The sequence below is a fragment of the Enterococcus rivorum genome, assembly GCF_001742285.1.
GTDB lineage: Bacteria > Bacillota > Bacilli > Lactobacillales > Enterococcaceae > Enterococcus_L > Enterococcus_L rivorum.
Genome location: NZ_MIEK01000067.1, coordinates 1 through 22250, shown reverse-complemented (window position 1 = coordinate 22250; position 22250 = coordinate 1). Strand labels below are relative to the sequence as shown.

General features: G+C 35.0%; 24 protein-coding genes and 1 riboswitch. Of the genes, 7 read left to right on the top strand and 17 right to left on the bottom strand.

From position 1 onward, the window contains the following. Positions 1-4 precede the first annotated feature (4 nt). Both BCR26_RS16015 and yidA read left to right on the top strand, forming a co-directional pair. Complete coding sequence (locus BCR26_RS16015) at positions 5-1381, top strand: HD domain-containing protein (RefSeq protein WP_069699960.1); 1377 nt, start codon at positions 5-7, stop codon at positions 1379-1381. A gap of 86 nt (positions 1382-1467) precedes the next feature. Continuing rightward, positions 1468-2280, top strand: a complete 813-nt coding sequence (gene yidA, locus BCR26_RS16010) for a sugar-phosphatase (protein ID WP_069699959.1) — start codon at positions 1468-1470, stop codon at positions 2278-2280. A 63-nt stretch (positions 2281-2343) separates the two neighbouring features. Here the strand turns inward: yidA and BCR26_RS16005 are convergent, their stop codons facing one another. Continuing rightward, positions 2344-2790, bottom strand: coding sequence for an NUDIX hydrolase (locus BCR26_RS16005; RefSeq protein WP_069699958.1), 447 nt, complete (start codon positions 2788-2790; stop codon positions 2344-2346). A 152-nt stretch (positions 2791-2942) separates the two neighbouring features. On the opposite strand from BCR26_RS16005, the gene gloA reads away from it, so the two are divergent. Continuing rightward, entirely contained in the window at positions 2943-3317 is a 375-nt protein-coding gene (gene gloA, locus BCR26_RS16000; protein ID WP_069699957.1) for a lactoylglutathione lyase, read from the top strand. Between the two features lie 135 nt (positions 3318-3452). Next, positions 3453-4175, top strand: a complete 723-nt coding sequence (locus BCR26_RS15995) for a gamma-glutamyl-gamma-aminobutyrate hydrolase family protein (RefSeq protein ID WP_069699956.1) — start codon at positions 3453-3455, stop codon at positions 4173-4175. Positions 4176-4232: 57 nt separating this feature from the next. Here the strand turns inward: BCR26_RS15995 and BCR26_RS15990 are convergent, their stop codons facing one another. The 11 genes from BCR26_RS15990 to BCR26_RS15940 form a co-directional block, all read right to left on the bottom strand. Continuing rightward, on the bottom strand, positions 4233-5057 hold the full coding sequence (locus BCR26_RS15990) for an aldo/keto reductase (protein ID WP_069699955.1): 825 nt from the start codon (positions 5055-5057) through the stop codon (positions 4233-4235). A gap of 89 nt (positions 5058-5146) precedes the next feature. Beyond that, positions 5147-5527 carry a hypothetical protein gene (locus BCR26_RS15985; RefSeq protein ID WP_069699954.1) on the bottom strand — a complete coding sequence of 127 codons (381 nt, stop codon included), beginning with the start codon at positions 5525-5527 and terminating at the stop codon, positions 5147-5149. Positions 5528-5717: 190 nt separating this feature from the next. Next, the gene (gene purB / locus BCR26_RS15980; protein WP_069699953.1) at positions 5718-7013 is read right to left on the bottom strand and encodes an adenylosuccinate lyase; all 1296 of its coding nucleotides are present in this window, start codon (positions 7011-7013) and stop codon (positions 5718-5720) included. A 67-nt stretch (positions 7014-7080) separates the two neighbouring features. Then, positions 7081-8205, bottom strand: a complete 1125-nt coding sequence (purK, locus tag BCR26_RS15975) for a 5-(carboxyamino)imidazole ribonucleotide synthase (RefSeq protein WP_209591801.1) — start codon at positions 8203-8205, stop codon at positions 7081-7083. Continuing rightward, positions 8198-8686 (bottom strand): 5-(carboxyamino)imidazole ribonucleotide mutase, encoded by a 489-nt coding sequence (purE, locus tag BCR26_RS15970; RefSeq protein ID WP_069699951.1) that lies wholly within the window; start codon positions 8684-8686, stop codon positions 8198-8200. Before purE ends, purK begins: the two co-directional genes overlap by 8 nt. Before the next feature lie 219 nt (positions 8687-8905). Then, positions 8906-10213, bottom strand: coding sequence for a nucleobase:cation symporter-2 family protein (locus BCR26_RS15965; protein WP_069699950.1), 1308 nt, complete (start codon positions 10211-10213; stop codon positions 8906-8908). A 2-nt stretch (positions 10214-10215) separates the two neighbouring features. Continuing rightward, entirely contained in the window at positions 10216-10797 is a 582-nt protein-coding gene (locus BCR26_RS15960; protein ID WP_069699949.1) for a xanthine phosphoribosyltransferase, read from the bottom strand. A gap of 92 nt (positions 10798-10889) precedes the next feature. Further along, a riboswitch (purine riboswitch) is annotated at positions 10890-10987 on the bottom strand. Positions 10988-11043: 56 nt separating this feature from the next. Then, the gene (locus BCR26_RS15955; protein WP_069699948.1) at positions 11044-11727 is read right to left on the bottom strand and encodes a beta/alpha barrel domain-containing protein; all 684 of its coding nucleotides are present in this window, start codon (positions 11725-11727) and stop codon (positions 11044-11046) included. Between the two features lie 26 nt (positions 11728-11753). After that, a complete protein-coding gene (locus BCR26_RS15950) occupies positions 11754-12374 on the bottom strand; it encodes a glycoside hydrolase family 73 protein (protein WP_069699947.1) in 621 nt (206 codons plus the stop codon). Positions 12375-12417: 43 nt separating this feature from the next. After that, entirely contained in the window at positions 12418-12612 is a 195-nt protein-coding gene (locus BCR26_RS15945) for a hypothetical protein (protein ID WP_069699946.1), read from the bottom strand. A 21-nt stretch (positions 12613-12633) separates the two neighbouring features. Beyond that, positions 12634-13152 carry a hypothetical protein gene (locus BCR26_RS15940; protein ID WP_069699945.1) on the bottom strand — a complete coding sequence of 173 codons (519 nt, stop codon included), beginning with the start codon at positions 13150-13152 and terminating at the stop codon, positions 12634-12636. A gap of 242 nt (positions 13153-13394) precedes the next feature. Here BCR26_RS15940 and BCR26_RS15935 point away from each other — a divergent pair, with 242 nt between their 5' ends. Then, positions 13395-14348, top strand: coding sequence for a Gfo/Idh/MocA family protein (locus tag BCR26_RS15935; RefSeq protein WP_069699944.1), 954 nt, complete (start codon positions 13395-13397; stop codon positions 14346-14348). 47 nt (positions 14349-14395) lie between these two features. Here BCR26_RS15935 and BCR26_RS15930 read toward each other — a convergent pair whose 3' ends face one another. Then, complete coding sequence (locus tag BCR26_RS15930) at positions 14396-15364, bottom strand: aromatic acid exporter family protein (RefSeq protein WP_069699943.1); 969 nt, start codon at positions 15362-15364, stop codon at positions 14396-14398. Positions 15365-15549: 185 nt separating this feature from the next. Here BCR26_RS15930 and BCR26_RS15925 point away from each other — a divergent pair, with 185 nt between their 5' ends. Next, the gene (locus tag BCR26_RS15925) at positions 15550-16146 is read left to right on the top strand and encodes an FUSC family protein (RefSeq protein ID WP_069699942.1); all 597 of its coding nucleotides are present in this window, start codon (positions 15550-15552) and stop codon (positions 16144-16146) included. Between the two features lie 65 nt (positions 16147-16211). Here BCR26_RS15925 and BCR26_RS15920 read toward each other — a convergent pair whose 3' ends face one another. From BCR26_RS15920 to BCR26_RS15910, 3 genes are all read right to left on the bottom strand, one after another. Further along, complete coding sequence (locus tag BCR26_RS15920) at positions 16212-17696, bottom strand: flotillin lipid rafts scaffold protein FloT (protein ID WP_069699941.1); 1485 nt, start codon at positions 17694-17696, stop codon at positions 16212-16214. 33 nt (positions 17697-17729) lie between these two features. After that, complete coding sequence (locus BCR26_RS15915; protein WP_069699940.1) at positions 17730-18251, bottom strand: NfeD family membrane protein; 522 nt, start codon at positions 18249-18251, stop codon at positions 17730-17732. 360 nt (positions 18252-18611) lie between these two features. Further along, positions 18612-19628 (bottom strand): branched-chain amino acid aminotransferase, encoded by a 1017-nt coding sequence (locus BCR26_RS15910; protein ID WP_069699939.1) that lies wholly within the window; start codon positions 19626-19628, stop codon positions 18612-18614. 328 nt (positions 19629-19956) lie between these two features. On the opposite strand from BCR26_RS15910, the gene BCR26_RS15905 reads away from it, so the two are divergent. Then, on the top strand, positions 19957-20892 hold the full coding sequence (locus BCR26_RS15905) for a mechanosensitive ion channel family protein (RefSeq protein WP_069699938.1): 936 nt from the start codon (positions 19957-19959) through the stop codon (positions 20890-20892). A gap of 42 nt (positions 20893-20934) precedes the next feature. On the opposite strand, the gene BCR26_RS15900 is transcribed toward BCR26_RS15905, so the two are convergent. Further along, entirely contained in the window at positions 20935-22065 is a 1131-nt protein-coding gene (locus tag BCR26_RS15900) for an N-acetyldiaminopimelate deacetylase (RefSeq protein ID WP_139124976.1), read from the bottom strand. Between the last annotated feature and the right edge of the window lie 185 nt (positions 22066-22250).

Here is a 22250-nt window from a genome sequence, read left to right as displayed (position 1 = left end):
GCCAATGACAATCCCTTATAAAAATCAAGTACTCCCTATAGAAAAAGTATTTCGCGACCCAGTCCATAACTATATTCATGTCCAGCATCAAGTGATTCTAGACTTGATTAACTCGGCTGAAGTACAAAGACTTAGACGAATTAAACAATTAGGCACCTCTTCCTTTACTTTTCACGGAGCTGAACATAGCCGTTTCTCCCATTCTTTAGGAGTTTATGAAATCACGCGTCGCATCTGTGATATTTTTCAACGAAATTATTCTAGTGAACATTTAGGCGAGGATGGTTGGAACGATAACGAACGGCTAGTTACATTATGTGCTGCTTTACTCCATGATGTCGGTCACGGACCCTATTCTCATACTTTTGAGCACATTTTTAACACTGACCACGAAGCCATCACTGTAGAAATTATTACCTCCCCTGAAACAGAAGTTTTTCAAATTCTAAATCGGGTTTCAGCTGATTTTCCAGAAAAAGTCGCCAGCGTAATTACAAAAGAATACCCAAATCAGCAAGTAGTTCAAATGATTTCAAGTCAAATCGATGCCGATCGTATGGATTACTTATTAAGAGATGCCTATTTTACAGGGACAGAATACGGCACTTTTGATTTAACTAGAATATTACGAGTCATTCGACCATATAAAGATGGCTTAGCTTATGCGATGAATGGTATGCATGCAGTTGAAGACTACATTGTGAGTCGCTATCAAATGTATGTCCAAGTCTATTTTCATCCCGTTTCTAGAGGAATGGAAGTTATTCTAGATCACCTGCTTCACCGTGCTAAAGAACTCTATGCTGAACAACCAGAAGATTACCAGCTCAGTTCACAATTGTTAGTTCCTTTTTTCAAAGGAAACTATTCTTTACAAGAGTATTTAAAGCTTGATGACGGTGTATTGAGTACTTATTTTACACAATGGACTAGTTTACCAGACCCGATAGTTAGTGATTTAGCGAAGCGTTTTTTAATGAGAAAACCTTTTAAATCCGCTACTTTTTCTGGTCAAAAAGATACCCAGATTATCGAACATTTGAAAAAGCTTATTGAAAAAGTCGGATTTAATCCAAAATACTACACTGCCATTAATTCCAGTTACGATCTTCCCTATGACTTTTATCGTCCTGAAAAAGGAAGTCACCGTACCCAAATTGAGATTACTCAAAAAGATGGAACGCTTATTGAACTATCGAAAATAAGCAATCTCGTAGCTGCATTAGCAGGACAGACACATAGAGATGAACGATTCTATTTTCCAAAAGAAATGTTGACCCATATTCAAGAAAATCATTATGATTTGTTTGACGATACCTATCAAGAATTTTCTACGTACATTCATAATGGGGCACTTGTTGATGGAAAGGCTATAAAATAATTTCTTAGTATACAAAACAGTCTACTTTCGATAAACTATAGCTGGATAAGCAAAAACAAGTACAAATTAAATTTTAGGAGGACCACATGTCTATTAAATTAGTTGCAATTGATATTGACGGAACATTACTTAACTCAGATAGGAAAATCACACCTAGAGTGAAGAACGCCTTACAATCAGCGAATGCCAAAGGAATTAGCATTGTTTTATGTACTGGTCGCCCTCTTCCAGGGGTCCAAGATCAATTGAAGGAATTAAACTTATTTGGAGAAAATGATTATGTGATTACTTATAATGGGGCGTTAGTTCAAGCAACCAAATCAAAAGAAATTATTTCTCAACATACATTAAGTTATGATGACTTTCTTGAGATTGAACTCATGTCTCGTAAAGTGGGCAGTCACCTTCATACAATTGATGATACAACTATTTACACAGCTAACAGAGATATTAGCAATTTTACTGTCCATGAAGCATTTTTGGTAAATATGCCTTTGAAATATCGAACGGTTGAAGAAATGACACCGGATCTTAACATTATAAAAATGATGATGATTGATGAGCCTAGTATCTTAGATCAGGCGATTGATAAAATTCCAGAAAGTTTTAAGGAAAAATTTACAACTGTTAAAAGCACTGAATTTTATTATGAGATATTAAATAGAAATGCCAGCAAAGGAATCGCTTTAAAAGAACTGGCTAAACACTTAGGAATTGCCCAAGAAGAAACAATGGCTATTGGTGATAATGAAAACGACTTATCGATGATTGATTACGCTGGAATTGGCGTAGCTATGGGAAATGCCACTGACTCTGTTAAACTCGCTGCAGATGTCCATACTACTAGTCACGATGAAGACGGCGTTGCAAATGTTATTGAAAAATATGTATTAGGATAATATATTATTGGATTAAAAAAACGAAAAAGGTACTGGTTCAATAGGCCAATACCTTTTTCGTTTTTAATTTTTCTTAGCTTTCCATTGTTTAACCGCCCATTTATGGCTGCCCCTCTTTAATAGTTCAATTCCATCATTAACCGAAACCCATTTTAAGGTGTTTGTTTTTTCTAATGGTTCACAAATTTGCTTCCAATCATCTGCCACAAAAAAGTAACCCGGATTATAGTAATCGCTCTGTCTGTGACGAGAATGAAAATATTCGTCTGCTTGTCCTAGGTATTCTCCAATCGTAACTTCAACACCGAGTTCCTCTATCATCTCACGATCAATCGCTTCTTCACGCGTTTCACCTGCTTCGATCTCTCCACCTGGTAAAAAATAAGCCCCATTAGGTGCCTGAACTAGGACAATTTCATTATGATTATTTTTTGATACAATAATATATGCACCGATTCTCTTTTTATAGTTTAAGTTCTTTGTTTTTTCACCGAATGTCGGAATATTCATGCCCACAGCTCCCTCTTCATTTATTAATAGTTTACATTAGAACTTTCTAATCAACAAGTAGAAGCTAAGCATTTTCCAAACAAATCTAGCTATTCTTATGCTACTATGTTTATAGTATTAAATAATTGCTTATTGAAAGGGAGTTTGTTTATATGAAAATGGCTCACACTTGTGTTCGTGTAAAAAATTTAGATGCATCTTTAGATTTTTATCTGAAAGCATTTGATTTTCAAGAAAGTCGCCGTCGTGATTTTCCAGAGCACAAATTTACTTTAGTTTATTTAACCTTACCTGGTGATGATTATGAATTAGAATTAACGTATAACTATGATCATGAGGGCTATGATTTAGGAAATGGATATGGTCATATCGCAATTAGTTCTGATACTATCGAAGAACTTCATGCAAAGCAAAAAGAAGCTGGTTTCAATGTAACTGATATGAAAGGTTTACCTGGCACCCCTCCTTCTTATTATTTTATAACTGATCCAGATGGTTATAAAATCGAAGTAATTAGATCACGTTAGTAAATTTAATGCTCACTGTTTATTGAACGAGTCCAGTTTCAATAAACAGTTTTTTTACTCTTAAGGCATACCTTCTGCTTTTTCTCCAAACGAGTGATACACTAAGTAAAAAAAGATTGATTAGGATGTGATACTATGAATAAGCCAATAATAGGTATTTCTGGAAATAAACTTTCCCACTCTGTAGAAGCATTTTATGGAGAACCTGTTACCTATACACCACAAGGAACTGTTTCAGCAATCAAGGAAGCTGGAGGAACGCCACTAGTAATTCCAATTAACGATCCTCATTCTGCTGAAAAATATATTTCTATTGTAGACAAACTTTTATTGACTGGTGGTCAAGATATTGCTCCAGATTTATACGGTGAAGAACCACACCCGAAATTAGGAGAAACCAATAAAGAACGTGATCTTTTTGAAATATCACTTATTCAGGAAGCGATGAAACAACAAAAACCTATTTTTGCTATTTGTAGAGGAATGCAATTATTAAATGTTGCACTTGGTGGTACATTATATCAAGATCTTTCCCTCTATTCAGCATGGAAAATTAAACACGCCCAACAACCTACTCAACCAAAGTATGCAACCCACACAATTAAAATAGAAGAAAAAAGTATGTTAGGAACTATCATTGGTGAAACGTGCTTGGTCAACTCTTACCATCATCAAGGTATTAAAGATTTAAGTAAGGACTTAGTTGCAACAGCATGGGCAGCAGATGGTATTATTGAAGGTATTGAGTTTAGTAAAAATAGCCATAGAATGCTAGGCGTGCAATGGCATCCTGAGCTTAGGTTTGAGCATTCGTCGAAAGAACTAGCTCTTTTTGATTATTTTGTTAATAAACTATAAAAACATGAAAAAACAGAGTTAAATCCCTGTTTTTTCATGTTTTTAGATCAAATAGAATTAGAAATCAAAGTTATCCGGATCTGGACCTATTCGTTTATTTTCATTTAAAGCATCGATTTGTTCCATATCTTCTAAGGTTAATTCAAAATCAAATATATTGAAGTTCTCTTTTATTCTTTCTTGATGTACTGACTTGGGAATTGCAATGACATCATGCTGTAGGTGCCAACGTAAAATTATTTGAGCAGCACTTTTTCCATAATTCTCACCAATCTCAATCAATTTTGGATTTGATAACGTTTTTCCTTGCCCCAGAGGAGACCAAGCCTCTACTTGAATTTTCTTTTCTTTTAAATAGTTTCTCAGGGGTTCTTGACTCATCGTTGGATGTAACTCAATTTGGTTTACCATTGGGTGGACAGTTGCAGTTTCCAATAACTCTTCAATGTGATGTTCTTGGAAGTTAGAAACACCAATCGCTTTTGCTCGGCCACTTTTGTAAATTTCTTCCATAGCTTTCCAAGATTCTTTGTACTTTCCTGTTACCGGCCAATGAATTAAATACAAATCGACATAATCGAGTCCCAATTTCGATAAACTTGTATCAAACGCTTTAAGTGTAGATTCATAACCTTGATCTGCATTCCATAATTTTGTTGTTACAAATATTTTTTCTCTAGGAACACTAGATTGACGAATTCCCTCGCCTACTCCTTCTTCATTTTTATAAACAGCTGCTGTGTCAATTAACCTGTACCCATTCTCTAACGCCCACTTTACTGAATCAACAGCTTCTGCACCATCTTCTACTCGCCAGACTCCCAATCCTAAACTAGGCATCTCAACTCCATTTGTTAACGTTTTCGTTTTTTTCAATATCATTTACTTCTCACCCTTTCTAAAAGAATCAGTCTCTCTTTATTATACTACGAACCCTTGAATTCATGGGAAACGTAATTATTAAACTTTTTTTAGCTTCTTTGTTCCACTTTCGCTAGTCTGTACCAATTATTTTTCATGTGAAAACAGATAAATATTGTTAATAAAGAAAAAATAATTTTTGCAATACTTCCTCCAAAAAAAGAAAATAGATAAAGAAATATACATACTAATAGGGATTGGAATGTTAGACAAAATTTATTTAAACTTATCTCTAACAAACAACTTTTTGACACTTCAATTTCATTACTTTCTAAAAAGAATTTCCTAACTTTTATTCTTGTAGATTTATTAAAAATAATGCTACGCTTTTTTCCTTTTTCTAGTTTCATAGAGTTTTTTTGATTGATTACAATAGTAAAAACAGAACAATTATTTAAACCAGGCTTTTTTTCTTTAATAGTTACTAGCATCTCATCCCTCTATTCAAAAAATATTCTATATTTAAAATAACTCATTTTGAAAGATTAATCCATATATATAAACTATATTTTAAATAAATACAAATGATACAATCGAGATTTTTTTTAATTCAGCTTTAAAAATTGACAGTATAAGATGGAAAAAGTTGAAATCCACGAACAACATGGATTTCAACTTATTTTAATTTAAGCCAACTCTTTCAAAGATTGTATCTACATTTTTAAGGTGGTAATGGTAATCAAAAGCATCATCTAAATCTTCTTTTGATAACACAGAAGTGATTTTTTCATCTTTATCTAGTAATGGTCGAAAAGCTGTTTGATGGTCCCAAGCATAAGCCGTTTTAGGTTGAACCAAGTCGTATGCTTCTTCTCTTGTCATCCCGCAATCAATTAATTTTAACAACACGCGCTGACTATAAATAAGACCGTATGTTGCATCCATATTACGTTTCATATTTTCAGGGAATACAGTTAGATTTTTAACAATCGTGCCAAAGCGATTCAACATGTAATTCAATAAAATAGTTGTATCAGGGATAATAATTCTTTCAGCTGATGAATGTGAAATATCTCTTTCATGCCACAATGTTACATTTTCATAAGCCGTTATCATATGACCACGTATGACACGTGAAAGCCCAGTCATATTTTCCGATCCGATAGGATTACGTTTATGTGGCATAGCTGAAGAACCTTTCTGTCCTTTTGCGAAAAACTCCTCTACTTCACGCGTTTCAGACTTTTGTAATGAACGAATTTCAGTTGCAAATTTTTCAATACTTGTAGCAATTAATGCCATTGCTGAGACATATTCTGCATGTAGATCTCTAGGTAATACTTGAGTTGAAATTTCTTGTGGGCGGATACCAAGATGTTCACAAACATACTCTTCGACAAATGGTGGTATATTTGCAAAAGTTCCAACAGCGCCACTAATTTTGCCTGCTTCTACACCTTTTGCAGCATGTTCAAAACGCTCTACATTCCGCTTCATTTCTGAATACCACAACGCTAATTTCAGCCCAAAAGTAGTCGGTTCAGCGTGTACACCATGGGTTCTTCCCATCATCACGGTATCTTTGTATTCTTTTGCTTTTTCTCCAACAATTGCGGTAAAGTTTTTCAAATCCTTGCGTAAAATATCATTTGCTTGTTTTAATAAGTAACCATAAGCTGTATCAACAACATCCGTACTAGTCAATCCGTAGTGAACCCATTTCCGTTCTTCACCTAAAGTTTCTGAAACAGCACGAGTAAATGCAACTACATCATGTCTTGTTGATTCTTCAATTTCTAAAATCCGCTCAACATTAAACGATGCATTGGCTCTTATTTTTTGAACATCTTCTTTCGGTATTTCTCCTAATTCCGCCCACGCTTCATCTGCAAGAATCTCTACTTCTAACCATGCAGCATAACGGTTCTCATCGGTCCAAATTTTCCCCATCTCTGGTCTTGTATAACGATCAATCATGTTTTATACTCCTCTTCGTTGAAAGTTCAATGTTCTAAATTCCTTTATTAAAGAAATCGACTATTTATTAATCCCAAATATTGGTTTGGTAAATATCTTCTAGTGTTTCAAAAATATCTTCTGTCAATATTGTGATATGTCCCATTTTTCTTCCTGCTTTAGCTTCAGCTTTTCCATAATAATGAAAATGCCAGTCAGGTTTATCTGAAATAATATCCATCGTTTCATAGACTTCTTCCCCGATAATATTTACCATTACAGCATTAGAAAGTAACTTGACTTCTTTTGGTAAAGGCCAGCTACAAATTCCTCTAATATGTGCATCAAATTGGCTTATTGAACAAGCTTCCATTGTATAATGTCCCGTATTATGAGGTCTAGGTGCCAACTCATTTACGTAGATACTACCAGCATTTGTTACGAACATTTCAACAGCTAGTGTTCCAGATAGATTCACGCATTCTGCAATAATTTTAGCAATTCGTTGAGCTTCTTCGGCAATTTCGCCACTAATCCTTGCTGGTGCAATTGTTTCATGTAAGATATTTTCTCTATGAATGTTTTCTACAACTGGAAAAATAGTTATATCTCCTTGCCCGTTTCCAGAAACAACGACTGAAATCTCCTTTTCAAATGGAATCCAAGCTTCTAAAACACAGGTCCCTTGTCTTAACAAATTCATCGATGATGCTAAATCAGAACTACTATATAAAACAAATTGCCCTTTGCCGTCATAGCCACCTCTTGTCGTTTTTAAGACGCACGGAAATCCTATGCCGTCAATTGCATCTTGAATATCTGTTGGACTTACAATGGTTGAATATGGAGCTATTACAATGTTGTTTGCTTCTAAGAAAGACTTTTCCATCAAACGATCTTGTGTAATTGCCAATAAATCAGTTCCTTGTGGAATGGCTACAAGGTTTTCTATTTTTGTTAGAGCATCTACATCCACATTTTCAAATTCGTAGGTTAACACTTGGCAACGTTCTGCAAATTTTTTCAAAGCCTCTACATCAGTGTATTCAGCCTGTAGATGCCAGTCAGCCACTTGAGCAGCAGGACAATCCTTTACAGGATCAAATATGCCTACTCGAAAGCCCATTTCCTTTGCACTTTGTGCCATCATTTTGCCCAATTGACCTCCGCCAATAATCCCTATCGTATGGCCAGGTAATAGTGGTTTATTCAAGTTCATCACTACTTTCCATTACGGTTTTTTCAAGAAATTTACGACGTGAGTCTAATTTCTCTGCTAAGTTTATATCATACATGGAAAGCATCTCTACTGCAAGTATACCAGCGTTAATTGCGCCAGATTTCCCAATGGCTGTCGTCGCTACTGGTACTCCTCCCGGCATTTGAACGATAGATAGTAAAGAGTCTAATCCGTTTAATGTTTGTGTTTGGACAGGGACACCAATAACTGGCAAGGTTGTTTTTGCCGCAATCATCCCTGGTAAATGAGCAGCACCTCCTGCACCGGCAATAATCACTTTAATTCCTCGTTCTCTAGCTGTCTCAGCAAACTGAAACATTAAATCAGGGGTTCGATGAGCTGATACCACTTTTTTTTCATACTCTACACCTAATTCATCTAAACTATCGCAAGTATGCTTCATTGTTTCCCAATCTGAAGTGCTTCCCATAACGACTGAAACTAAAACTGACATAGTATTCTCCTCTCCAATCAATTCATCTATATTTTATCAGCGGACTTTCTGACTGTCAAAGTAAAATCGAATAATAAATATTTATTTAACTTAATCATTCGTCTTTAAGCTATAAATGTTAAAGGAAAAATAGACAGCACTTAAGAAATAGCAAAAAAATGATTAACACAAACTTTTTTAAGTTTTGCTTTAATCATTTTTCTGAATTTAAATTATATATTATGATAGTTTCTTTTTTAAACCGTTAAATAAGACATTTAAAATAATTGCAGTTAAACTACTCATTACAATCCCGTTCCCTAAAAACATTCGAAGAGTCTCAGGCAATAAGTAAAATAAATCTGGCATCACTGTGAACCCTAATCCGAAGCCAATCGAAATAGCAATAATTAAAAGATTTTTGTCATTTTCATAATCAACTTTGGATAACATTTTCATCCCTTGAACAGCTACCATTCCAAACATGACTAACATTCCTCCACCTAAAACGGGTTCTGGAATTATTTGAGCCATCGCTCCCGCTTTCGGTAATAAACCTAAAACAATTAAGAAAAAAGCTGAGAAGTAAATAGGTCGTCTCGTTTTAATTCCTGATAATTGAACCAACCCAACATTTTGAGAAAAACCAGTATACGGGAAGGTGTTGAAAATCCCACCTAAAATAACGGCTAATCCTTCAGCTCGATACCCTCTTTTCAAGTCATCCTCATCAACTTTTTTTCCTGTAATATCCCCCAGGGCAAAATAAACGCCTGTAGACTCTACCATACTTACAATCGAAATGATTATCATCAAAACAATGGATGAAAAATCAAAGGTTGGTGTACCAAAATAAAAGGGTTTTGGAAAATGGAACCACGTTGCTAATCCAACGGGTGCTAAATCAACTTTTCCAAACAACGCTGCTAATAGTGTTCCTCCCACCAAGCCAACAAGTACAGCAATCGACTTCAAAAAGCCTTTTCCCCAAACTTGAATCACAATAATCAAAGCAATTGTTACAAATGCCAACAATAAGTTAGTAGGCTCACCAAAATCAGGTTTTTTACTTAACCCCCCACCCATTTTCTCAACTGCAACTGGAATTAACGTCAGTCCAATCACTGTAATAACCGTTCCAGTCACTAAAGGAGGAAATAATTTTTTAACCTTTGAAAAAAATCCAGCAATTAAAACGATAAAAAGTCCAGAAGCGATAATCGATCCATAGATTGCTCCGACTCCTTTATCTGTTCCAATCATAATTAAAGGAGCAACTGCTTGGATTGCACACCCTAGAACAACAGGTAAACCAATTCCAAAATATTTATTTACTGTTAGCTGTAAAAGTGTCGCTATACCGCACATAAAAATATCAATTGAAATTAAATAAGTCATTTGCTCTGAATTAAAATTCAAACCAGTTCCTATCAACAATGGAACTGCAACTGCGCCTGCATACATAGCCAATAAATGTTGCAAGCCTAAAATGGCTGCTTTACCATTTTGTTCTTCTGATTTATCCGTTGTACTCTCTTTACTCTGCAAAATTAAGCGTCCTCCTCAAGAAAGCTAACTTGAGCATTTTCCAATGAGGCAATTCTAGCTAGAGAAACTACACGCATTCCCATTTCTTCTAACAAACTCCGTCCATCTTGGAAAGATTTCTCAATCACAATCCCAATTCCATCAACTTTAGCTCCTGCTTGTTGGCATAACTCTACTAATCCTTTAGCCGCTTGCCCATTTGCTAAGAAATCATCAATAATCAAGACTTTATCAGCTGACGATAAAAATTTTCTAGAAATTGACACTTGGCTCGTTACTTGTTTTGTAAAAGAGTAAACGGAAGAAGTTAATAATTCTTCATCCATTGTTAAGCTTTTAGCTTTTCTTGCAAATATCATTGGAACTCCTAATTTTTGAGCTGCAAATATCGCTGGGGCAATTCCTGATGCTTCAATCGTCACCACTTTTGTAATTCCTTGATCCTCAAATACTTCTGCAAAACGGTACCCAATATCTGCCATTAAAACAGGATCCACCTGATGGGTAATAAAACTATCAACTTTTAATACTCCTTCTCCTAAAACACGACCATCTTGCTTAATTCGACTAACTAATTTTTCCATTTACTAGATACCCCTTTATCAATTTATTTAACGATAATTTTACAAAAATAGGCAAAATAAAAAAGCCTATTTTTGCATAAGCAAAAAAGACTTCTACGCTCTTTTTTACTTATAGGCCAACATTTACGGTGTTGGGTAGAGACGATCAACCATATTATGATCATATATAAGTTATTTAAAATGTGATACTACTATTATCCATTAATTGAACAAAAAAGCAACTATGATTTTTTTTAATCAGAACATTTAGTAACTTTCTGACCGTTCTTGCTTTCGATATTTGTCCATTTTATGACTAAACAGCTCCCCGTTGGTTGGCGGTGTATAGGTAATCGCATTGGCACCCGCTTCAATTGTTTCTTGAATAGATTCATCCGTTGGTCCACCTGTCGCAATAATTGGCAATTCGGGATATCTTTCTCGGAAAAAACGTACGGTTTCTGCCGTCTCTTTGCCAGCACTGATATTAATCATCGTAACGCCTGCTTTTAATTTTTCTTCAATTGGTGTATAAATCGAGGTAACTGTGCTTACTACGGGAATATCTACAACTTCACAAACCATTTCAATCGTTTCAATTGGTGTTGGCCCATTGAGAACCACCCCTATAGAGCCTTGTGCTTCCGCAAATAAACTCATATAAGCCGAACGCATTCCTTGAGTTAAGCCTCCACCTACACCTGAAAAAACAGGAATATCAGCTGCTTCAATAATACTTTTTGTAATGGCTGGATGAGGTGTAAATGGATAAACAGCAATAACTGCATTAGCATCAGTATTACGGATAATCGCAATATCTGTCGTAAAAATAATCGATTTAATTCTCTTCCCAAAAATACGAATACCACTAGCTTGACTAATTATTTTTGGTACACGAACGATATCTTGTTTCAGTGGTGTCATAATTTCTGGAACCCATTTTTCCCCCATAACTATTCCTCACTTTACTTGTTCTATTAATCATAAGTATACAATTTATAGCTTTCAATTACACCAATTACTTTTTCTGCATAGGTTGGATCTGTGGCATAGCCTGCTTCTTGTAGAGCCCTTGCTGCTTCTTTATAATTGGTTGCTAAAAGAACTTTATCATAAAGTCTTGGATTCCAAGTAACGCCATTAATAAATAATTTAGTATGATCGTCCATGGATTCTTCCCAGGTATTGTAAACTCTAAAATCACCTTGGATAGTTATCCATACTTCGTTGACATATTCTTTTGTTTCAAGGTTAATTTTTTTCTGATCTCCATAAGCTTTAATACCAAATAAATTATTGTATTGTGCTGCCAGAGTACTTTGCCCCCAGTTAGACTCCAATATTGCTTGACCAATAATAATACTTGGCAAGACGCCATAAGAAGCCTGCAGTTCCTGCGCATAGGGACTAATCTTGCCAATAAACTCTTCTTTTGATACTTTTTTTTGCTGCTCTTCATTTATCAATTGTGGTTCATTAGAATCCGACAAAACAGATAGCGAAAATACAAACAGTACACCAACAAGCAATAAACCAGCAAATAATGCAGGTAAACTTGGCTTATTATTTTTTCTTTTTTTATATTTTCGAACACTCATAATTCCCCTACTTTATTATATATTCCTTGCGTTTAGACAATACTTATTCACCTGATGTTGCACTAGTTTCTTGCAACTTTTCTGATGAAGTTGTTGTTACTGATTCTGCCATTTTTTTACTAGTCGTTGTTTGTGTCGGTTCTACTTTTTCTGTTTTCTCATCTTTTTTACCAAAAAAGACAAAAATAACAGCAAAGATAACAATGATAACGGATAAAATTCCAAGTAATTGTTTCAATTTTAAACTCCTCTTAACCCTTTATTCACCAACATATGTGCCCATCAAATTTTCATTTACCCAATCCAATAACTCCACTTTTGATCCCTCTAGCTGCGGCTGTAATGTTGACGGTAATCTAAATGTTACAATATCATCAAATCCCCATTCGCCATATGAAACAGTCACTTTTAAATCAATAAAATCATGCTCTTCTTCATTGAAACTTTTGGTTGGAATCAATTCAGCCAGTCCTACACCGGTTTGTAACCATTTTTTAGCAATTGTTGTTTTTAAACGTTTATACTCAGAAACAGCGATGTTTCTTTTCTCAGGGAATAAAATTGTTTGACGAAGTATCTTTTGCGTTAGCATCCATTCATAATCAGTAAACAGATTTTTTACTTTCTGCATTTCTTCACTACCTAAATTAGTTCTGCCTTTTTTCCAATTTTCCCAGCTAGTTTCTTGAATTTCCAGATACTCAGTATAAAAATGTTCTTCTGATTCATATTGCTCAATAATTGCATCTATAATAATATCTACATACATTTGGTGCATCAGCTCTCGCCTCCTTCTTCTATTCTACTGAATAATGAAGAAAAAATCATCCTTTTCACTTGTCAATTCAACAATTTTAAGAAAAAAATTAATCAAATCGTCCTCGTACTGTCATTTTAGCGAGAAATCTCTTTCGATTCCTTAAAATAAAAAGTCTATTTTATGATTCAAAATTGCTCCTCTTTCCTCCATTATCATGTATAATAAACAAGTCTAAACTAACTATTTTAGGAGGAATTTTTTTGAAACATTATCAATGGGGAATTATCGGACTTGGTGGAATTGCCAAGAGTTTTGCGACTTATTTTCAACAAGAACATACTTCTATTTCTGCAGTTGCTTCCAGAAGCTTGGAAAAAGCTGAAGCCTTTGCAAAAGAACACGATATACCTAAATATTATGGCTCCTACGATGACTTATTAAGAGATTCAGAGATTGATATTATCTATGTTGCTGTGCCTAATAAACAGCATATCGACCATATTCTAAAAGCGTTAGATGCTGGAAAACATGTCTTATGTGAAAAAGCGATTACAATGAACAGTGAAGAGCTGACTACAGCAATGAAATTAGCAGAAGAGAAGAATTTAATTTTAGCAGAAGCAATGACTATTTTTAATATGCCTCTTTTTCATGAGTTAAGAAACCAAATCGACACTGGCAAATTCGGTAAATTAAAAATGATCCAAGCTCCTTTTGGTAGCTATAAAGAACCAGACCCTATGAATCGATTTTTTAATCCAGAATTAGCTGGTGGTGCGTTATTAGATATTGGCACATATGCTGTTTCTTTTGCTCGCTGGTTCCTATCTTCACAGCCAAAAGTGATTGCATCGACTATGCAGCCTTTTTCAACTGGTGTCGACGAACAATCTATTACCATTCTACAAAACAGTAAACAAGAAATGGCTGCTGTCTCATTATCTTTTCAAGCAAAAATGCCGAAGCAAGGAATTGTTGCTTTCGAAGATGCTTATATTGTGATTGATGAATATCCTCGAGCTGACGAAGCAAAAATACATTTCAATGATGGGACAATAGAAACCGTTGTGTCTGGAAACAGTAGTGAAGCGATGAATTACGAAATCGAAAATATGATTAAAATGATTGAAGGAACACTTCCTAATCGTTCTCTTTTCTTCACAAAAGAGGTCATTGATATTTTAGATCAAATGCAACAAGCTTGGGCTAAATAAGCATTAATATCAATAAAGAGACACACTAAGAAGAATATAATCGCTTCTTAATGTGCCTCTTTTTCTTGCTGTGCTTTTGCAAAATCAGCTTTGATTTCAATAAACGCTTGGAATAATTGTAACAGCTGAAATACTTGCGCTCGGTTTTCAAATTCTTCTCTGGTTTGCGGTAGGTTCTTTTTTCGATAATCTTCATAAACGTCAATTATTTCATCCAGGATCTCTTGTCCATCATTATTTTCAGCAAAAGTTTCAGCCGTATGTTGTAATAGTTTCTGAATATTCTCTACCTGTTCTGGTTCAACAACAATCTTCTCCAAAATTCTTAACATATCTTGTAAAATGTTATTTTGCATTCGTCTCATATTAAAATAATCTAAGTAGTAGTCAGCTGAGCCAAACAATTGATTTTCACGATAATCTTTAGCCCAGTTCTCTCCTCTTCGAATAAATGACCTTAGTTCTGTACAACGTTCGAATAAGTGACGCTCTTTACTGTGTTGATTCAAATAAGCAGCCATGTTATTCAATATTTTCCGAAACATCGCTTCAATTATTTCTTGGTCCTCTTTCAAGCGTTTCTCTCCATCTGGCATATATAGATTCATCAATAACGCTAATCCTACACCGATAATCATCAATAGGAATTCATTTCCGATAATTTGCCATGACAAGTCCTTTTCGACTAAATAATGCGTGACCAGTACCGAACTAACGACAATTCCATCTGACAAACGAAACCTGACCGCCAAAGGGATAAATAGAAGAAGATAAATGCCAAATGCAACTGCATTAAAACCAATAATTGAAAAACAAATAAATGCTATCAAAGTAGCTAATGCTAATGAAAACAAACGATACATTCCTGTTTTTAAAGAAGTTTTTTTCGTATTAGTAACACTTAAAACAGAAATAATTCCTGCTGACGTTGGGTAAAGCAATCCTAAGCTAGATGCTATAATGATCGAGATTGTAGCGCTTATCGCTGTTTTTATTGTTCTTAAGCCTATTTTCATCTCTTTATGTTAACTCCTCATGTCTTTACTTCTAACAAATAGATTTCTATTTTCTTTCTTAAAAAGTATATCACTTTTTACTTAAGACTAGCAATGTTAGCTTCATTTGAGTTATTATAAAAGAATAGATTTGTTCCGATTTTGTTAAAATATAAGGAACTTTCAAGGAAAAAGGAGTAGATATTATGAAAATTGGCCCTTTTAGACTAGGTATGCGAACACTAAAAACGGCTCTTGCCGTGCTAATCTGTATTCTACTATTTCGAGTATTAGGTCGTGGTACGCCAATGATCGCAGCAATTGCTGCAGTATTTTCTCTACGCCAAGATTTGACAACTAGTGTTTCTTTTGGAAAATCAAGAATCATCGGAAATAGTTTAGGAGGATTTTTGGCGCTTATTTTCATTCTAGTACAAGGTTTTTTCTCACACGCTTTTATAGTTGAGGCTATATTTCTTCCTTTTCTTGTGATAGTTGCAATCGTTCTTTCAGATGCATCTAACAATAATCCAGGGATAATTACTGCTATTGCAACCCTTCTCTTAATCGCTTTAAGCATTCCTCAAGGGGAATCGATTTACTATGTTTTTGACAGAGTAATTGATACCTTTATTGGAACTTTTATTGGCATCGGCTTAAACTTTTTCATCCGACCAAAACCGCTTGAAACAAAACATGCGATTGATGAAGATCTAGCTGAATTAGCAAAAAAAGAAAAAGAATTAGAAGAACTCCGAAAAAAAATACAAGAAAAAATTACAATACAACAACAGGATAAGTAAGATAATTCCTACAAGGAACAAAACACCAGCGATGTTCAAATTTCAACATCACTGGTGTTCTTCTATTATTTTTCTAAACTTTTATTACTTTCCTCATAGACATTTACATTACTACTTGTTCCTCTTTTAGAGAAATTTTCAATTAGTTCTTTAACATCTAGACCAGTTGTTTCTTTTAGAGTTTCTTGAGTTCCAGCTAACAGGTTTGTAGCATAATTCGTAATGCGGTTTGCCCCAGAGTTTTCCCCGCCTGAACCTGTGTCAACAACAGATATTTTGTCAATATTGCCTAATGGTTGTGCAGCTTCTTTCATTAATTGTGGTAACATTTCTAGAACCATGCTAAGAACCGCTGCTTCACCATATTCCTTGAAGGCGTCAGCAATTTTTTGTTTCGCTTCGGCTTCCGCTTTACCACGGGCTAAGATTGATTCTGCATTTGCTTGTCCTGCCAGACGGGTTTGATTCGCTTCGGCTTCGGCTAAGGATTCAATGCGGAAACGCTCTGCTTCGGCTTCCGCTACCTCACGGGCTTTTTGAGCTTGTGCTTCTTGTTCTTTCGCGTAACGATCAGCATCTGCTTTTTTCTTCACTTCCGAATCATATTGTTTTTCACGACGAATAATTTCTTTTTCTTCTAGCTCAATTTGTTTTTGACGCTCAATAACTTTTACTTCCATTTCTTGAGCAATAACGTCTTGTTGTGCTTTAGCTGTTTCCAAATTGTACGCTTGGTCTGCCTTCGCTCTTGCAATATCCTGTTCTTCTTTATATATTGCCAATTTTAATTCTTTTTCTTTTGAGGCTTCAGCAATTTCAGTTTGACGTTGCAATTCTGCTTGTTGTGATTCTTTTTCAGCTTCAGCCTTTTTAATTCTAGTTTCTTTCCAAGCTTCTGCTTCTGCTATATCTGCATCACGTTTTACTTGTGCGATACGTGGTTTACCTAGTGAATCCAGATAACCGTTTTTATCACGAACTTCTTTAATTGTAAAAGATACAATAATCAAGCCCATTTTTGCCAAATCAACACTTGCAACTTCTTGAACGCTTTGGCTGAATTTATCACGGTTTTGATAAATTTCTTCAACTGTCATTGAACCTAAAATAGAACGTAAATGACCTTCTAGTACTTCACGTGCTTCATTTTCTAATTCTTCACGAGTTTTTCCTAAAAATTGTTCCGCTGCAGTTGCAATTTCTTCAACAGAAGAACCTATTTTGATAATTGAAGTGCCATCACACATCACAGGAACCCCTTGTTCTGTATAAACTTCAGGCGTTGAAACATCTAACTTACTTGACAGTAGGCTAATCCTATTTGAACGCTGAAATACTGGTAATACAAATGCTCCTCCACCACGAACAATTTTTATTTTATTGCCACGCTCATCAGCATGAACATTTTTGTTCCCTAGATAGCTCCCACTAATAATTAACGCTTCATCAGGTTTAGCTGTTTGATACTTTGAAACAAAAACAATCAACAACATCAACAAAATAAATACAACTAAAGCGATTGGTGCTAAAATACCCAAATTCAACTCCATTTTTCTTCCTTCTTTCTTTTTCCTTACATACTTTTAAAGCTTCAAGCTCCCTTCATAGGGAACTACATAACACACGCGATCCTTAATTTCAATAATCAATACTTCCGAACCACGTTCAATCGGTTGATCTTGTGGAGCGTAGAAAGCAGCTGGTCGACTGAGAGATCCCGTAACACTTTTAAATTGAATTTCACCCATTCCTCCTGGTGGAATCGGGGTCACCACAGTTGCCGTGCTTCCTTCCATATCTTTTTCTGAAATTGAAATCGTTGCCTCGGCATTTCTCATTGGCATTAGAACATAAAAATTTAGGAAAAAAACAATCCCAGATGCGATTGCAGCACTTATCAATAAAACGAGCAAACTATTGAAATGGAGCCGTTCTCCTAAATAACCAAACAAAGAAACAAAAGCCAACCATGGAATAATCAGCATTGGATCAATGGGGCCATCAAAATCAAAAACATCTCCAAAAATTACCAACAAAAATGCGATTGCTGCACACACAATCAATACATAAAAATAAATGGTTTCAATCGAAATTCCCTGCATCACTTTCTCACTTCCTTTCCTTCCCGACGGTATCTATATTTTACCAATTTCCCGTTACTTTTAACAGATAAATCGTATCAATTATACAAATTCATCCTTAAGATGTAGAACTTATTTCTCTGTTCTCGAGAAAATAACTAGTTTCTTCCTATATATATAATAATATTTTTCAAGTTTAAAAAAATCTATTTAAATCCAAAGATTTTAGACTCTATTCTAGTAATTTCCTCTTTTTTAGAGAACAAAAGAAAAAACCTTAGCAAAAGAAATGATACACAGCTTTTACAAAGGTCTTTTTCAGTTAATCATTTTTTTATTAATTTTATTTATTAAATCTGTTTTTCGGGAAATGTTAACCACTTTTTAAACATTTATTTTTCGAATCCATCCTTTAGGTGCTTCAATATCTCCAAATTGGATGCCTGTGAGCTCATCATAGAGCTTTTGAGTTACTGGTCCTACTTCGGTTTCACTGTAAAATACGTGGAAATGATCCCCATTTTGAATGCCACCGATTGGTGAAATGACAGCGGCAGTCCCACAAGCTCCGGCTTCTAAGTATTGATCTAAAGAATCTAAATAAACATCTTCTTCTACAGCTTCCATTCCCAATCTTTTTTCTGCTAATTCTAGTAAAGAATACTTCGTAATACTAGGCAAAATAGATGGTGATAATGGTGTCACAAATCGATTATCCTTCGTAATACCAAAGAAATTGGCAGAGCCCACTTCTTCAATTTTTGTATGAGTAGCTGGATCTAAATAGATGCAATCTGAGAACTGTTTTTCATGAGCTTCTTCACCAGGCATTAAACTCGCAGCGTAATTCCCTCCGACTTTAATTGCACCTGTTCCATACGGCGCTGCCCTATCATAGTCAGATACTAAAAAATTAGTCGGTGTTAAACCACCTTTAAAGTAGGCGCCTACAGGCATACAAAAGACTGTAAACAGATATTCTGGCGCTGATTTTACTGCAATACTTTCTCCCATACCGATTAACAACGGTCTAATATACAGTGTACCTCCACTCCCATAGGGTGGAACAAATTCTTCATTAGCTTTTACCACTTCTTCAACAGCTTGAATAAATTTTTCTTCGGGGACTTCTGCCATCAGAAGACGTCTAGCACTTCGATTCATTCTTTTAGCATTTTCATCTACTCTAAACAGATTGATAGAACCATCTTTACAGCGATATGCTTTTAGCCCTTCAAAACATTGTTGACCATAATGCAATGCAGCAGAGCTTTCATGAAGATGCAAAACATTATCCTCAGTCAATTTACCTTGATCCCATTTTCCATCTTTCCAAGTCGAAAGATAGCGGAAAGGCGTCTTTATGTAATTAAACCCTAAATTTTTCCAATCGATTGTCATAAAATCACTCCTTATTTTCAGAATATTGTAACATATTTATCATAAAAATGTTATCTTTTTTGCTAAGATATGACTAAATACGAGACAAGAATCAGAATTTACTAAAGAATTGTGTGAAAATTTAGAAAGAAATCTCAGCAATTATAGTACCCAACCACAGCATGATGACAACGAGATAGATACGGCTCAAGAAACTATTCATCGTTGGATTTTTCAGAAAGATCCTTGATAATTGTTATCTTTTTGCTAAAATCTAGTATAATGGATTGGAGTATGATTGCTTTATTGATAAAATAGCAATTAAGATTGAAAGAAAGTTGGAATTTTCATGTTTTTACTTAGTCAAACAACTTCTAGTTCTATAAAGGAGTCGGTAATAGAGTCTTCTTCTTTAGATTTAAAAGAAGCAACCGCAATAAAAATGGGCGCTTTGCAACGATTTTGGAATAGCATCAACTGGGATAACATTATTGCTGCTTTAATTGAAAAGGTAATCTTTATCGTTTTGTTAGTTTTCTTATTTATATTTCTTAACAAAATCGGAAAATTTTTAATTGATCGCACTTATAGCAATTATAGTAAAAAGAAAACCTTAAGCGACGGACGTTTGAATACTCTCCACAAATTAATTATTAATGCCTTTCAATATACACTTTTCTTCTTTTTCATGTATTCTCTACTTTCTGTCATTGGAGTTCCTGTAGGTTCATTGCTAGCTGGGGCTGGAATTGCCGGGGTTGCGATTGGATTAGGAGCACAAGGATTTATGAATGACCTTATTACGGGCTTTTTCATTATTTTAGAGCAACAAATGGACGTTGGAGACTTCATCCGATTACTCTCTCTAAATATCGAAGGGCACGTGATTGCAGTTGGGTTACGTACGACTCAAATAAAAGCTTTAGATGGAACTGTTCATTTTATTCCCAATCGAAATATCACAACAATTAGCAACCTGTCGCGCGCTAACATGCAAGTTCAAATCGATATTAGAATTGTTCCTGAAGAAGGCTACGAAAAAATAGTAGCGATTATCGATCAGGTAAATCAAGAATTAAAAGAAAAACATACAGAAGATATCCAAACTGGACCGACTATTTTTGGTATGGTGGATTTAGGCAATGGGAATTTTGCAATTCGTACGAATATGTATGTATTAAATGGAAAACAAGTTTTAATCAAAGAAGAATTTTTAGCTCAGTATGTGAAAGCATTATCTGAAGCGAATTTTACAATTCCAAATGGACCGATTATTTTGAAATAATCGTAAAAACGGGCCAATCATTTATTGATTGAACCCATTTTTTTAGTTATCTAGTGATTCTAAAAAGGAAGCAACCTGTTTAACCGCAAATGGAATAGCGGCTTCATCAGGATTGAATTTCTCAGAGTGTAACCCATAAGGACTATTGACTCCTAACCAAAACATCGTCCCAGGTACTTTAGAAAGTAAATAGCCAAAATCCTCCCCTGTCATAGCAACGGGAGACTCTTCAAAAATAACCTCTGCTTCATTTTCCATAAAACGAACAAAATTCTCTGTTTGTTCTTGACTGTTAACTACTGGAATATAGCCTTTTTGATCTAGAAAAACATCCACTTCACATCCAAACGAAACAGCTATTCCTTCTGCCATTTCTTGAACTCTTTTTTGTGTCAACTCATTCATTTCATGGGTTAATGTTCGAATGGTTCCAGTGATTTTCGCCTCTCCAGCTATAACATTATTCGTTGTTCCAGCAACAAATGTGCCAAATGTAACAACAGCTCCCTCAACAGGATTCACATTTCGACTAACGATTGTTTGGGCTTGTTGAATAAAATTTGTAGCAGCGATAATCATATCGTTCGATTTATTGGGAAAGGCTGCGTGTCCACCCTTTCCTTTAAATGTAACATGTACTTCACAGGTAGCGGCAAATAACGTACCAACTTTTGTAGAAACCGTACCAACTGGTAAATCAGGATGCACATGCAACCCATAAAACTCATCTGGCAACCAATCACCAAATGCATTATCCTCATACATCAACATGGCTCCTGATTCATTTTCTTCTGCTGGTTGGAATAAAAAGAGATAATTATTTTCAGGCTGAGCTTGAGTTAGTTGTTCTAAAACGCCTAAAGCAATAGTCATATGAAAATCGTGCCCACAAGCATGCATAAAGCCCTTCCTCTTAGATTTAAAGTCAGATTCTACTTCTTCTATAATTGGCAAGCCGTCAATATCTGTACGCCAACCAATTGTTTTTTTAGGCTTGCTACCTCTGACGAAAACTAAAATTCCTGTTCTCCATGTTTTTATTTCCATATAAGATTTCTTAATTAACTCAATTTTTTCTAATAAAAAAGCTTGGGTTTGCACTTCTTCTAGTCCTATTTCAGGGATTTGATGCAAACCTCTTCGAATATCAATTAGATGATCTTGAATTATCATATTTTACTTTCTCCATTTCTATCAAGCATAGTTTATATTTTTATATAAAAAAAGGATTATGTCAACCATCAAAAAGAAACTATTTTAAAATCGAGTAGGAGGCTAATCATTAATTGATTAGCCGACCTCTCACACCACCGTACGTACGGTTCTCGTATACGGCGGTTCAACTTTACATCACCTGT

Bases quoted from the DNA above. Each gene is read 5' to 3' on its own strand.
- BCR26_RS15910 (WP_069699939.1), bottom strand. From the start codon at position 19,628: ATGACAATCGATTGGAAAAATTTAGGGTTTAATTACATAAAGACGCCT.
- BCR26_RS15900 (WP_139124976.1), bottom strand. From the start codon at position 22,065: ATGATAATTCAAGATCATCTAATTGATATTCGAAGAGGTTTGCATCAA.
- gloA (WP_069699957.1), top strand. From the start codon at position 2,943: ATGAAAATGGCTCACACTTGTGTTCGTGTAAAAAATTTAGATGCATCT.
- BCR26_RS16015 (WP_069699960.1), top strand. From the start codon at position 5: ATGACAATCCCTTATAAAAATCAAGTACTCCCTATAGAAAAAGTATTT.
- purE (WP_069699951.1), bottom strand. From the start codon at position 8,686: ATGTCAGTTTTAGTTTCAGTCGTTATGGGAAGCACTTCAGATTGGGAA.
- BCR26_RS15940 (WP_069699945.1), bottom strand. From the start codon at position 13,152: ATGCACCAAATGTATGTAGATATTATTATAGATGCAATTATTGAGCAA.
- BCR26_RS15985 (WP_069699954.1), bottom strand. From the start codon at position 5,527: ATGCTAGTAACTATTAAAGAAAAAAAGCCTGGTTTAAATAATTGTTCT.
- yidA (WP_069699959.1), top strand. From the start codon at position 1,468: ATGTCTATTAAATTAGTTGCAATTGATATTGACGGAACATTACTTAAC.
- BCR26_RS15925 (WP_069699942.1), top strand. From the start codon at position 15,550: ATGAAAATTGGCCCTTTTAGACTAGGTATGCGAACACTAAAAACGGCT.
- BCR26_RS15920 (WP_069699941.1), bottom strand. From the start codon at position 17,696: ATGGAGTTGAATTTGGGTATTTTAGCACCAATCGCTTTAGTTGTATTT.
- BCR26_RS15990 (WP_069699955.1), bottom strand. From the start codon at position 5,057: ATGATATTGAAAAAAACGAAAACGTTAACAAATGGAGTTGAGATGCCT.
- BCR26_RS15960 (WP_069699949.1), bottom strand. From the start codon at position 10,797: ATGGAAAAATTAGTTAGTCGAATTAAGCAAGATGGTCGTGTTTTAGGA.
- BCR26_RS15995 (WP_069699956.1), top strand. From the start codon at position 3,453: ATGAATAAGCCAATAATAGGTATTTCTGGAAATAAACTTTCCCACTCT.
- purB (WP_069699953.1), bottom strand. From the start codon at position 7,013: ATGATTGATCGTTATACAAGACCAGAGATGGGGAAAATTTGGACCGAT.
- BCR26_RS16005 (WP_069699958.1), bottom strand. From the start codon at position 2,790: ATGAATATTCCGACATTCGGTGAAAAAACAAAGAACTTAAACTATAAA.
- BCR26_RS15955 (WP_069699948.1), bottom strand. From the start codon at position 11,727: ATGGGGGAAAAATGGGTTCCAGAAATTATGACACCACTGAAACAAGAT.
- BCR26_RS15930 (WP_069699943.1), bottom strand. From the start codon at position 15,364: ATGAAAATAGGCTTAAGAACAATAAAAACAGCGATAAGCGCTACAATC.
- BCR26_RS15950 (WP_069699947.1), bottom strand. From the start codon at position 12,374: ATGAGTGTTCGAAAATATAAAAAAAGAAAAAATAATAAGCCAAGTTTA.
- BCR26_RS15905 (WP_069699938.1), top strand. From the start codon at position 19,957: ATGTTTTTACTTAGTCAAACAACTTCTAGTTCTATAAAGGAGTCGGTA.